This window comes from Pseudarthrobacter sp. ATCC 49987, from assembly GCF_009928425.1.
GTDB lineage: Bacteria > Actinomycetota > Actinomycetes > Actinomycetales > Micrococcaceae > Arthrobacter.
Map to the genome: position 1 here is coordinate 3783936 of NZ_JAABNS010000001.1, position 12981 is coordinate 3796916.

The window sequence follows — 12981 nt, forward strand, 5'->3', positions numbered from 1 at the left end:
ACTGGTTACTATTTTTTCTTCTTTCCACCGAACGGAAAATGCGGGTTGTGACCGGCCGGGCCCTGATAGGTCCTGCGTCCGGGCAGGGGGACATCGCCGCCCAGGCCGCCCTCCGCGCTGCTGGGCAGATCCTCGGCGGGCAGGTAGCCGCCTTCCGGTCCGGCGCGCCCGCCCCGTTCGTCCTGTTCGCCCAGGTCGGGTCCGGCACGGAAGGATGTGGCGTCGAATTCCCCGGAAATCCTCGGAATGAGTCCGGTGTCCACCGAGACAGTGGCGCGTTCCGGCCGGGTACGCGCCGCAGCGGCATGGTCAGGAACATTCCCGGCAGCGGCCTCCTGCCCCGGGCGGCGGCGCAGGCGGCCCAGCAGCGGCTGCAGGAGGTCGCTCAGCTCGGTCACCCGGAAGAGTTTCAGCAGGAGCAGGTAGGCCGCCAGCATGACGGGACCGACGACGACGATCGTTACGAGCGCGGCCATGGGGGTGCTCCAGGCGAAGCCGTCCCGGCTGTAGCTGCCCAGCAGCCACAAAGCCACGGCACCGGCCACTGCGGAACCCAGCGCGGCATAGCCCATCCGGATGTAGGAGTTCGCGATCCGCGGGCCGTCCAGGTGCCCGAGAAGCCGCCTCAGGAAGACCGCGCTGACGATCACGGACAGGATATTGCCGCCTGTATAAAGGATGGCGATGGCGAAGATGATCTGGTCGAACGGCAGGAACTGGATGCTGAAGGCGGCAACCACGTTCACGAGGGCCAGCACCAGCTGGATGAAGAAGGGTGTCCGGGCGTCCTCGTTGGCGTAGAACACGCGGGACATCATGAAGTTGGCACTCATGAACGGCGTGCTGAGGGCAAGGATGGTCAGCGTCTGGGCCAGCATGACGCCGTCCTGGGGCACCCCGCCGGAGAAGAACATGCCCAGCGGTCCGGCCAGGGCGAACAGGGCCAGGGCCCCGAATACGGTCGCCACGGCCATGGTCCGCAGCCCGTGCGAGAGCGCGTTCCGCAGCGCAGCCCGGTCCCCGTCCTGCGAGGCCCGCGTCATCCGGTTGAACAGCACCGTAGCCAGGGACAGGGCAATGATGGAGTGCGGGAGCAGGTAGAGCTGGCTCGCCACCTCCAGCACGGCGTTGCCCGGCAAGGAGTGGGCGGCCGGGTCCCCTGCCTGTTCCAGCCGCAACCGTTCCGCGCCGGGGATCGTGGCGATGCGCATGACATAGAGGAACGCCAACTGCCCGACAGCCGCCGTCGCAAGGGTCCAGACGCTCAGCCTGGCGGCCTGGCCCAGCCCCACCCCGCGCCAGCCGAAGCGCGGCCGCAGCCCGAGCCGGAGCCTGAACACCGGGACCAGCAGGATGGCGGTCTGGGCAATCACACCGATGGTGGAGAATCCGGCCACCAGCAAGGTCTGGGTGGAGCTCCACGTGTCCAGCGTGTGGGGGTTGGCTGCGTTGGTGCCCATAATGCCGATGAACATACCCAGCCCGGTGATCGCGACAATATTGTTCAGGATCGGCGCCCACATCGCGGGCCCGAACGCGCCGTGGGCATTGAGCACCTGGGTCAGCAGGGCATACAGGCCGTAGAAGAAGATTTGCGGGAGGCACCAGAATGCGAAGGACACCGCGAGGGCCTTTTGCTGCGGCGAATAACCCTGTGTGGTCAGTTGGATGACCCACGGTGCCAGCAGCGTGACCAGCAGCGTGAGGGCCAGCAGCACGAGGACGGCCAGTGTCAGCAGCCGGCTGATGTAGTCCGCCCCCCTGTCCGGGGCCTTGCTCGCCTTGATGATCTGGGGCACCAGGACGGCGTTGAACACGCCGCCGGCCACCAACAGGAAGATCAGGTTCGGCAGGTTGTTCGCGTTGATGAAGGTGTCGTTGACGGTGGACCCCAGGCCGAGGGCCGCCGCCAGCATCCAGGTCTTGGCGAAGCCCAGGAAGCGCGAAACCAGCGTTCCCGCGGCCATGATGGCGCTGGAACGGACTTCTCCGGATTGGACAGCTTTGGAATCGGCGGGGCCGGAGGGCACGGGGGTGGGTTTGGCAGATGACATTGTCTTCATCGTCTCACCCGGGCACAGCTTAAGGCGCTATCCGCGTCCCCTGGAGGGGATTGTGTGGCCCTAGCGGTGCTCCGGCAGTACTTCCTTGGCGAGGTCGGCGATGCGGCGCTCGTTCGGGAAGGAGAGCTTCCGTGCAAGTTCATGGATGGGAACCCAGGCGACGTCTACGGCTTCCTTGTCCGGATCATTCTCGATCGTCAGTTCCCCGCCCGTGGCCTGCAGCAGGTAGTGGTGGACGGTCTTGTGGACGCGGTGTCCGCTGACCGTGAACCAGTAATCGATGCTGCCCAGCGGCGCGAGGATCTTGCCCTCGATGCCGGTCTCCTCCGCGATCTCACGCACGGCGGCTTCCTCGTTGCTTTCCTTGCCCTCCGGGTGGCCCTTCGGCAGGCACCATTCCAGCCGTCCGCCGCGATTAAGGCGGGCAATGATCGCCACGCGGAGTTCGCCGTCGGAGGTGTCCACCACAACGCCGCCCGCGGAGATTTCCTCCACCGTGGGAAGGGAGGCCTGTCCGGAGTGCTGCACCGGCGCGACATTAGCACCAATTGCCGATGGCAACGGTGCGTTTGTCCTCCTGCCGGGAGCGCTCGGTACGGGATGGGCCATGAAGTCCACTCTAACGACTCTTGTACGCACTTGATGACCTAAACATGGCAGGAAAGTGGACGGCCAGGAAAGTGGATCGCCCCTTCCGTCCCCGCGCTCAGCGCCAACAGCCGGACTCAGGGACGATTCGGTGTGGTGCTGGCCGGGATTTCTGACAAGCTTAAGAAACTATGGCGCACCCACATCACGAGACTGACTCGCACACCGTTGATTTCCAGGTGGACCCTGTGGTCCTGGAGCTTGGGCGACGGTTTGTTGATGCCGGCCACGAGCTCTCCCTGGTGGGCGGCCCCGTTCGCGATCTTTTCCTGGGCCGGGTGTCACCCGACCTGGACTTCACCACCGACGCCACGCCGGACCAGACGGTTGCCCTGATCAAGAGGTGGGCTGACAACTACTGGGAGATCGGGCGCGCCTTTGGCACCATCGGGATGCGTAAGGCCGGTTTCCAGATCGAAATCACCACCTACCGCGCGGAAGCGTACGATCCCGACTCCCGCAAACCCGTCGTGGCGTTTGGGAAGTCGCTGACGGATGACCTGCTGCGCCGCGACTTCACGATCAACGCCATGGCCCTCCGTCTCCCTGCCCTGGAACTCGTGGATCCTTTCGGCGGGGTCCGCGACCTCCACTCTTCGATCCTCGCCACCCCGGGCGCCCCCGAATCCTCCTTTTCCGATGATCCGCTGCGCATGATGCGCGCCGCCCGCTTCGCCGCCCAGCTGGGCGTGACGGTCCACGAGGACGTCCGTGCCGCGATGTCCCGGATGGCGGAACGGATCACCATGATCTCCGCCGAACGCGTCCGCGAGGAACTGGTCAAACTCATCTGCGCGGCCCATCCCCGGGCCGGGGTGGACCTGCTCGTCGACACGGGGCTGGCCGACTTTGTGCTGCCGGAGGTCTCCGCCCTGCGCCTCGAGTCCGATGAACACCACCGGCACAAGGACGTCTACCAGCACTCGCTCCAGGTCCTGGAGCAGGCCGCCGCCCTCGAAACGGCTGCCGACGGCGCCGTGCCGGGTCCGGACTTCGTGCTGCGGTTCGCGGCTCTGATGCACGACGTCGGGAAGCCGGCCACACGCCGGTTCGAACCGGGCGGCGCAGTGAGCTTCCGGCACCACGACATGGTCGGGTCCAAGCTGACATCCAAAAGGATGAAGGCGCTGCGCTTCGACAACGACACCATCAAGGCGGTGGCCAAACTGGTGGAGCTGCACATGCGGTTCTACGGCTACGGCGATGCCGGCTGGAGCGATTCCGCCGTCCGCCGCTATGTCACCGACGCCGGTCCGCTCCTGGAACGGCTGCACCGGCTGACCCGCTCGGATGTAACCACCCGCAACCAGCGCAAGGCCGAGCGGCTCGCCTTCGCCTACGACGATCTCGAGGCCCGGATCGCCGCACTGCGTGAGCAGGAATCCCTTGAGGCCGTCCGCCCGGACCTTGACGGCGGCCGCATCATGGAACTCCTGGGACTCAAACCTGGCCCCGTTGTCGGTCGCGCCTACAAGTTCCTGCTGGAGGAACGGATGGAGCACGGCCCGCTGGATGCCGACGTGGCCGAGGCCAAACTGCACGAATGGTGGGCAGCACAACCCGAGTCCGCCGTCGCACTGTCAACTGAGGAGTCCTAAGTGATTGCACCTTCCAACGGCCCCCGCCCGCAGCTGTGGATCCTCCGGCACGGCGAAACCGAGTGGTCCAAGAGCGGACAGTACACAGGCCTCACCGACCTCCCGCTTACCGTCGAGGGCGAGCAACAGTCCGTGGAGGCACGCAAGGTGCTCGACCCCGTCGATTTTGACCTGGTGCTGACGTCCCCGCTGCGCCGGGCGCGGCGGACGGCGGAACTGGCCGGCTTCCCGGACGCGCAGCTGGAGCCGCTCGCGGTCGAGTGGGACTACGGCGACTACGAGGGCACCAGCTCGGACCTCATCCGCAAGGACAACCCGGAGTACCTGATCTGGACCCATGGTGTGCCGAACGGCGAGGCCCTTGATGACGTCGCCGCGCGCGCGGACAAGATCGTGGCCAGGGTACTCGAATCGGGCCTGGACAACGTGCTGATCGTGGCCCATGGACATTTCTCCCGAATCCTCACCGCACGGTGGCTGGGGCTTGATCCCCACGAGGGGCGGCATTTCATCCTGGGGACCGCAAAAGTCTGCACCCTCGGCTGGGATAAGAAGACGCCGGCAGTGGTCCGCTGGGGCCTGTAAATGCGTTGAGAAAGTAACTTCAAGAAAGTTTATGAATGCGGTAGTCACGGACCGCATTTATGGTGTATTTTTATTTCTGACCCCAGAGCGTCCTGCCGGGGTCGGGGCGTACGTCGCCCGGCCAGTCAGCCGGAGCCACGGCATAACAGAAAAGGAGGTTGGGAGAAATGATTACTTTGACTAGCGGACGGATGTACCTCGTCACCGCCACCCCGGCCTCTGACGCTGACAGGCGCCCAAATTTCGGCCCGACTGCCTCCTGACCCCTCCGCTCGCGGGCTATTCCCTTAGCCTTAGCACCCCGAGCCAGGGCGAAACTGTCACCTTCCTTCCCGGAAGAGACGTAGCAGCGGACTGACCAAGGCGGACCCACGCGGTTGCGCAGCATCCCCAAAGTTCGGAACCCAGCTTCCTGTTGGGGGTGCGGCTTCGCGCGGCCAGGTGCCATTCTTTCGCTCCTGCGAAATCCTTGAATTATTGCCGGGTATTTACGTGCCCAATTGCGGCCTTTTCTTCCTTAATTCACAGAGGCCTTAATTGTCATGCCCAATTACTCCCCCAATTTCCGGCACCACCAAAGAAAGGTCCATCGTGACTATTGCCAGCACCACAGCCCGACCACGCAGCGCGAGCCACCGGAGGGAGGTGACCACCATGAAGCAGAAACTCCAAAGAATCCTGCGCCTGAGCCTCAAGCCGGCCCCAAGGCACACGACGCTGTTCAACGGACAACTCCTCGACCAGAAGCGCGAAGACGTCTATGTCGTGATGCACCAGATGGGCCTCATCCGCTGAGTCCGGTCCAGGCCATCGAAGGAGGAACTGATGACTGACATCGGAATTGATCCGCAAGGAGCCCACGCGGCGACGCGTGGGCTCCCCCTTTTAAGCACCCGTTTTAAGCACCCGCCTGGCCGCCTGTTGGGCCACTCCTTCTGCCACCGCCCGGCGCAGCACGGGCATCCGCAGCTGCCCCGGTAAGCTCGGGACATGCAGGAGACAAAGCCGCCGGAGCACCGCAGACGTGTCCGACTGGTCATCCCGAGCCGCAGCGACCCCCTGCTGAGGAACTTCACGGAGCTGGTCGGCGGACCCATGGGCCGCCGCTCGGCCCCCGGCATCGTCTCCCCCGGATTCTTCACCGTGGAACGCGTCCTCATCCTGCTCACCGTCCTGGCAGCCGTGGCCGGCATCCTCGTCAAGTCCTACTGCCGCACCAGCGGCTGGGAAACCCCGGGCCAGTTCTATGCAACCTGCTATTCGGATTTCCCGGAGCTGTTCAAGAACCGCGGCCTCGGCGACGGAGCCTTTCCCTTCATCACCCAGGGGACGTTCTTCGAATACCCCGTCCTGATGGGATTCATCGCCGGCGCCACGGCCCTGCTGGTGCCCGGCGAGGGCGTCTCTGCGGGCCGGATTCTTGCCTACTTCGACATCAACGCCGCCCTGATCGCCGCCGTCTGGATCGTCACGGTACTCGCCACCGCACGCATGGCCCGCCGCCGGGCATGGGACGCAGCCATGGTCGCGGTGGCCCCCGGCATTATCCTGGCCGGCACCATCAACTGGGACATGTGGGCCGTCGGCCTCCTCGCCCTCGGCATGTTTTGCTTCTCCCGGAACAAGCTCGTGCTGGCCGGGATTTTCATCGGACTGGGCACTGCCACCAAGCTTTACCCGGTGCTGATCCTCGGCGCGGTCCTGCTCCTTGCCCTGCGGACCGGCAGGGTCCGTGCCATCCTCATCACCGCCGGCGCCGCCGCCGCCGCGTGGCTGGCCGTCAATGTCCCCGTCGCCGCCGTCAACCCGGAGGGCTGGCGATACTTCTACCAGTTCACCGAGGACCGGCAGGCCGGCTACAGCTCGCCCTGGTTTGCCTACAACCTTGTCGCCGGCCGCCTGGGCTGGCTCCCCCTGCAGGCGGAAGCGATCAACACCCTGGCCCTGAACCTGTTCGTGCTGGCCTGTGTGCTGGTCGGCGTCCTGGCTCTCGCCGCTCCGCGGCGGCCCCGACTGGCGCAGCTCGCCTTCCTGATCGTTGCCGCGTTTATCCTGACCAACAAGGTCTACTCGCCCCAGTTCGTGATTTGGCTCATCCCGCTGCTTGCCCTGGCCCGGCCGCGCTGGCGGGACTTCCTGATCTGGCAGACCTTCGAAGGGCTGCACTGGGCGGCAGTCTGGCTGTATCTCGGACAGGTGACCAGCGGCGGCGTCTCCCAGCACAATATTGATATGCCCTACTACGTCCTCGCCGTGGTCTTCCATATGATCGCCACCGGCTACTTGATGGTGCGGGTGGTCTGGGACATCTGGGACCCCCGCTATGACGTGGTCCGCCGGCACGGGATGGACGATCCGCAGGGCGGGCCGTTCGAAGGCGTTCCGGACCGCTTGCGGGTGGATCTGCTGCACCCCACTGCGTCCGTGCTGCCCTGGCGCAAGGCGTCCGCGGATGCCTGATGTCGCCGTCGTCGGATCAGGACCGAACGGACTCGCCGCGGCGGTGACGCTGGCACGCGCCGGACTGAAGGTGCACGTCTACGAGGCGGCGCCAACACCCGGCGGCGGGCTGCGCACAGCGGAACTCATGGAGCCCGGCCACTTTCATGATGTCTGCTCGGCGGTCCACCCGATGGCCCTGGCCTCGCCGTTCTTCCGGCAGTTCGAGCTGTCCCGGCGGATCCGGCTCGAGGTTCCCGAGGTCTCGTACGGCACACCGCTCGACGGCGGCCGGGCGGCGCTTGCCTACCGCTCCCTTGAGCGAACGGCAGCCGGTCTGGGGCGCGACGGCGCCGCGTTCACACGGCTCATGGGCCCGCTTGTACACCGCGCGGACGGCATCACGGACCTGACGTTGAACCAGCTCCTGCGCCTGCCGAGGGACCCTGCGGCGGCCGCCCTGTTCGGCGCCCGGGTCCTGGAGCAGGGCTCACCGCTCTGGGGGCTGAGGTTCCGGGAGGATCTCGCGCCCGCGCTGCTGACCGGCGTCGCGGCGCACGCGGTCTCGCAGCTGCCGGCCCCCGCCGCGGCCGGAGCGGGCCTCATGCTGGGCACACTGGCCCACACCGTGGGCTGGCCCGTGCCCCTCGGCGGTTCCGCGGCGATCGCGCGGGCCATGGTCGCGGACCTTGAAGCGCACGGCGGTGCGGTGGAAACAGGCGCCCGGATCGGGTCCCTGACGGAGCTGCCTCCGGTCCGGGCCACCCTCCTGGACGTGGCACCGACGGGGCTGCTGAGACTGGCGGAGGGCAGGCTCCCGGAGCGGTACCGCCGCGCCCTTGAGTCGTTCCGGTTCGGAAACGCGGCCTGTAAGGTCGACTTCATCCTTTCCGGACCGGTCCCCTGGACGGCGCCCGGATTGGCCGACGCCGGCACGGTCCACGTGGGTGGCACCCGCGCGGAGATGGCCGAGGCGGAAAACCTCGTCGCCGCGGGCCGGCATCCGGAACGGCCCTATGTCCTGGTCTCCCAACCCTCGCGCTTCGACGCCGGACGGGCGCCCGCGGGGCGGCATATCCTGTGGAGCTATTGCCATGTGCCGGCCGGTTCCACCGTGGACATGGCTGAGGCCGTGATCACCCAGCTGGAGCGTTTCGCCCCCGGGTTCCGCGACCTCGTCCTCAGCCACCACGTCACGACCGCGGCCGGGCTGGGTGTGTACAACGAGAACTACGTCGGCGGCGACTTCAGCGCCGGACTGATGGACCTCCGCGGGATCATCCGGCGGCCCGTCTTGGGCCCCGTTCCCTGGCGGACGCCGCTTCCCGGCGTGTACCTGTGTTCCTCCTCCACTCCTCCGGGACCCGGTGTGACCGGAATGCCGGGATACCACGCCGCCAAATATGCCCTGAAAGACATATTTGGCCTGGCGGTCCCGCCCCTCGGGTTCTAGGGCCCCAACGACTACCGGACCCCGGGTCAACCAAAAGGTTGATAACGCCCGGACGGCAGGGTTTTGGGCCGGAACCGTGCCGGCCCAGCATTACGCTGGAGGCATGGATGGCAACGATCGCCGGGCGCCGGCAGGCACCGCCACGGCAGGAACGACCGATGCCGCCGTGATTCTGCGCGTCCTGCGGGTGTGCCTGCACTGCGGCTTCGCCGTCCTGCTGCTCGTCGCCCTGGCGCGGCTGCTGGGCTCGGGCCTCCAGGGCACGAACTGGCTCGCCCTGTCCCTCGCACTGGTTCTTGCCGCGGTCTACCTCCTGGGAACCGTCCTGGAGAAGCGGCATTCCGTTGATACGTCCCGGTTCGATCCCCGCCCGTACTCGGCCTGGTGGCTGGGCGCCGTCTGCCTGTTCTGGCTGCTGCTGATCTGGGCCAGCTCCGACTTTGCGTGGCTGGCCTTCCCGCTGTTCTTCCTGCAGCTGCACGTGCTGCCGCTGCGGCTGGCTCTGCCGGCGATCGCCCTGAGTACCGTGCTGGTGATTGTGGCGCTGTGGTTCCACAACGCAGGAGCCGACGGCGGTGCCCTGCAGCTGCCGATGGTGCTGGGTCCGGCGTTCGGGGCAGCCTTTGCCATCGTCACGGGGCTGGCGTACCGGGCGCTCTACCTGGAAGCCGAAAACCAGCGGCTCGCCGCCGAGGAGCTGCGCCGTACCCGGGCCGAACTTGCCCGCAGCCAGCACGACGCCGGCACGCTTGCCGAGCGGGCCAGGCTGGCCCGCGAAATCCACGACACGCTGGCCCAGGGCTTCTCCAGCATCGTGCTGATGGGCCGCTCGGCCGAAAAGTCACTGGACGACGGGGACACCGCCACGGCCCGGGACCGGCTCCGGACGGTCCAGGAGACCGCCTCGGCCAACCTCGCCGAGGCCCGTAACTTCGTCCGCGCCCTGCAGCCCCCTGCCTTGGCAGAAAACACGGCGGATGAAACAGCAGAGGGCCCAGCAGAAAACACAGCGGAGGGCTCGCCGGAGGATCCCCTGGTGAACAGCCTGCGCCGGCTCTGCGAAAAGACCGAAACCGAGGCAGCCGCCCGGGGCACCCGGCTGCGCTGCCGCTTCGACCTTGAAGGAACCCCGGTGGAACTGCCCAACCCGTACCGCACCACCCTGCTTCGGGCTGCGCAGGCGAGCCTCGCGAACGTGTGGGTGCACGCCAAGGCGGACACGGCCGTCGTGACCCTGTCGTTCCTGGGCAGCGAAGTGGCGATGGACATTTTCGACGACGGCACCGGCTTCGATGCCTCGGCAGCCGCGGACCCCGCCGGTCGTCCCGACGGCTCGGGCTACGGACTCAGGTCGCTGCAGGAGCGGGTCTCGGCGCTGGCCGGCAGCCTGGACATCGAGTCCGCGGCCGGTGAAGGAACGGTGGTGGCCATCCGGCTGCCCCTCGGGGATGCTGCGGCAAGGAACGAACCGTGAACGATATCCGTGTGCTGCTGGTCGATGACCACCCGGTGGTCCGGGCCGGTCTGCGGGCCATGCTGGGCGATTTCGAGGGCATCGCCGTCGCGGCCGAGGCGGCCGATGGCGGCGCTGCCCTGGCCGAGCTCTCCCGGCTCCATGCCCTCGGCGAGCCGGTCGACGTCGTACTCATGGACCTGCAGATGGGTACCGGCATGGACGGCGTTACCGCGACCGGAAGGATCAAGGCGGGCGAGGCCGGCCAGCCCGCCCCACCCGTGCTCGTCCTCACCACGTACGACACCGACGCTGACATCCTCGCCGCGGTGGAAGCCGGAGCCAGCGGCTACATGCTCAAAGACGCGCCGCCGGAGCAGATCCGCCAGGCGGTGCTCTCCGCCGCGGCGGGCCAGACTGCGCTGGCCCCCGAAGTGGCCGCCCGGCTGATGGGCCGGATCCGCAACCCCGAACCCGTCCTGTCCGCCCGCGAGGTCCAGCTGCTGGAGCTGCTCGCCACGGGACTGGGCAACCGGGCCATCGCCAAAAAGCTGTTCATCTCCGAGGCAACGGTCAAGACCCACCTCGTGCACATCTACGGCAAGCTCGGGGTGGACAACCGCACGGCGGCGATTGCCGTGGCCACGCAGCGCAGGATCATCCGGCGCTTCTGAGTCGGCCCGCCGGCGGGGACTATGTGACAAGGGAATTGTCCGGCGTCCGGTGCATAATGGCGCGATGGGGAACTCATCAAAACTTTCACTTGCCCTGGTTGGGCTCATTCTTGGCTGCTCGTTGGTGGGCTGCTCCGACGGCCGCGCAGGCGCGCAGGATGCGGCGAAGCAGCTTGCTTCCGCTGTCGCGGCGCTCGACGTCGGCGCGGTGCCGTTTGACGGCAAGGACTCCGGGGCCGCCAATGACCAGCTCCACGAGGTGTTCAAGGCACTGGACCCGGTCAAGCCCGCGGTCGTGACCGGAGAGCTGACGCTCGACAAGGACACCGCCACGGTCCCGTTGGACTACAGCTGGAAGATCGGCTCCGGCAACTGGAAATACACGGTATCCGCCCAGCTGAAGAAGTCAGGCGACAAGTGGCTCACCGTCTGGAGCCCGGAACTCCTGGTGCCGTCTCTGGCAGAAGGGGAAGTCCTTGGCACCTTGTCCCAGTCCCCGCAGCGGGCCGAGATCCTGGGCGCGGGGGACGCCAAGCTGGTGACCTACCGGCCGGTCGTCAACGTCGGCATCGACAAGCCCCTCCTGGCTTCCGCCGATCCGGCGGCGTCCGCCACCCGGCTCGCCCAGCTGGTGGGAGTGGATCCCGCGGCTTACGCCCAGCAGGTCCAGGCGGCGGGCCCGGAGGCCTTCGTCACGGCCATCACCCTGCGCGAGGACGGCAGGACGATTACGGACGATCAGATCGCCGAGATTCCCGGCGCCCGTGCGATCCGCGACTTCCTCCCCCTGGCACCGACCCGCACCTTCGCCCGCGCCCTGCTGGGCACCGCAGCCGAGGCGAATGCCGAACAAATCGAGAAATCCGGCGGGGCGCTCAAAGCCGGGGACACCACGGGAACCGGCGGCCTGCAGCAGCAGTACGACGCGCAGCTTCGCGGCAGCGACGGCACGCAGGTCTTCGCCGAAAAGGCGGGCCTCACAGCCGAGGAACGCCAGACCTTGCTCAACGGCGGCCGCCGGGCCCTGTTCCAGGTTGATATGAAGGTCGGAACCCCGCTGAAAACCACTCTCGATCCGGCCCTCCAGCAGGTGGCCGAGGACATCCTGGGGAAGGTGGGCCCGGCGTCGGCCATCGTGGCGCTCCGGCCCTCCAGCGGCGCTGTCCTTGCCGCGGCCTCGGGACCGGGCAGCAAGGGTTACGACACCGCGCTGCTGGGCCAGTACGCCCCGGGTTCGATCTTCAAGATCGTGGATTCCCTGGCCATGATCCGCAACGGCATGACCCCGGATGCCATGGTGGAGTGCCCCGCGACGCTCTCCGTCGACGGCCGGACCTTCAAAAACGCCGAAGGCTACCCCGCCTCCTCGCTGGGCTCGGTGACCTTGCGTGATGCTTTCGCGCACTCCTGCAACACGGCGTTCATCAACGCCCGCGACGAGGTCAGCCAGGCCCAGCTCGAGGCCGCCGCCACGTCCCTCGGCGTCGCAGTGGAAGCCCCGGCACTGGGTGCAGCAGCGTTCCTGGGCTCGGTTCCGGGTGAGGCTTCGGAGACGGAGCACGCCGCGTCGATGATCGGCCAGGGGAAGGTGCTGATGTCCCCGCTGGCCGCCGCCATCATGGCGGGCTCGGTCGCCAAGGGCGCGCCTGTCGCGCCGCAGCTGGTGCTCAATCCCGGAGCTGACGAGGCAGGCACCGGCGCCGTTGCGGCCCCGGCATCCGGAGCGACGGCGTCACCTTCCGCCACGCCGTCCGGGGCGGCCCCGGCGAAGGCCTCCGGCACCCCGGTCACTGCAGCGGAGGCCGCCGCCCTGGCGGACATGATGCGTGCCGTGGTCACGTCCGGCCACACCGGGTTCCTGGCCGCCGTCCCGGGTGCCCCCGTGGGGGCGAAGACCGGAACCGCCGAGTTCGGTTCAGACAACCCGCCCAAGACCCATGCATGGATCGTGGCCGTGCACGGGGATCTCGCCGTCGCCGTGTTCGTCGAGGAGGGCGGGCTCGGCGCCACCGTCTCCGGTCCGCTGCTGAAGGACTTCCTCACCGCCGCGGGCTGAACCCGGCGGCGA

General features: G+C 67.4%; 10 protein-coding genes. 8 read left to right on the forward strand and 2 right to left on the reverse strand.

The window, feature by feature from the left end; all coding sequences use genetic code 11:
• Window positions 1-8: 8 nt before the first annotated feature.
• Window positions 9-2054 carry a murein biosynthesis integral membrane protein MurJ gene (gene murJ / locus GXK59_RS17525; protein WP_443094297.1) on the reverse strand — a complete coding sequence of 682 codons (2046 nt, stop codon included), beginning with the start codon at window positions 2052-2054 and terminating at the stop codon, window positions 9-11.
• A 69-nt stretch (window positions 2055-2123) separates the two neighbouring features.
• On the reverse strand, window positions 2124-2624 hold the full coding sequence (locus GXK59_RS17530; protein WP_024366405.1) for an NUDIX hydrolase: 501 nt from the start codon (window positions 2622-2624) through the stop codon (window positions 2124-2126).
• A 218-nt stretch (window positions 2625-2842) separates the two neighbouring features.
• On the opposite strand from GXK59_RS17530, the gene GXK59_RS17535 reads away from it, so the two are divergent.
• The 8 genes from GXK59_RS17535 (at window position 2843) to GXK59_RS17565 (ending at window position 12969) form a co-directional block, all read left to right on the forward strand.
• A complete protein-coding gene (locus GXK59_RS17535; RefSeq protein ID WP_160668650.1) occupies window positions 2843-4309 on the forward strand; it encodes a CCA tRNA nucleotidyltransferase in 1467 nt (488 codons plus the stop codon).
• Window positions 4310-4894 carry a histidine phosphatase family protein gene (locus GXK59_RS17540; RefSeq protein ID WP_202129156.1) on the forward strand — a complete coding sequence of 195 codons (585 nt, stop codon included), beginning with the start codon at window positions 4310-4312 and terminating at the stop codon, window positions 4892-4894.
• A gap of 654 nt (window positions 4895-5548) precedes the next feature.
• Entirely contained in the window at window positions 5549-5689 is a 141-nt protein-coding gene (locus GXK59_RS20525) for a hypothetical protein (RefSeq protein WP_192815752.1), read from the forward strand.
• Window positions 5690-5884: 195 nt separating this feature from the next.
• Complete coding sequence (locus tag GXK59_RS17545) at window positions 5885-7354, forward strand: glycosyltransferase family 87 protein (RefSeq protein ID WP_160668651.1); 1470 nt, start codon at window positions 5885-5887, stop codon at window positions 7352-7354.
• Window positions 7347-8786, forward strand: coding sequence for a phytoene desaturase family protein (locus GXK59_RS17550; protein ID WP_160668652.1), 1440 nt, complete (start codon window positions 7347-7349; stop codon window positions 8784-8786). The genes GXK59_RS17545 and GXK59_RS17550 overlap by 8 nt, the downstream gene beginning before the upstream one ends.
• A gap of 103 nt (window positions 8787-8889) precedes the next feature.
• A complete protein-coding gene (locus tag GXK59_RS17555) occupies window positions 8890-10260 on the forward strand; it encodes a sensor histidine kinase (protein ID WP_160668653.1) in 1371 nt (456 codons plus the stop codon).
• Window positions 10257-10913: a response regulator gene (locus GXK59_RS17560; RefSeq protein ID WP_160668654.1), complete on the forward strand. Its 657-nt coding sequence runs from the start codon at window positions 10257-10259 to the stop codon at window positions 10911-10913. Before GXK59_RS17555 ends, GXK59_RS17560 begins: the two co-directional genes overlap by 4 nt.
• A 64-nt stretch (window positions 10914-10977) precedes the next feature.
• Window positions 10978-12969, forward strand: coding sequence for a penicillin-binding transpeptidase domain-containing protein (locus GXK59_RS17565; RefSeq protein ID WP_160668655.1), 1992 nt, complete (start codon window positions 10978-10980; stop codon window positions 12967-12969).
• The last annotated feature ends 12 nt before the right edge of the window (window positions 12970-12981 follow it).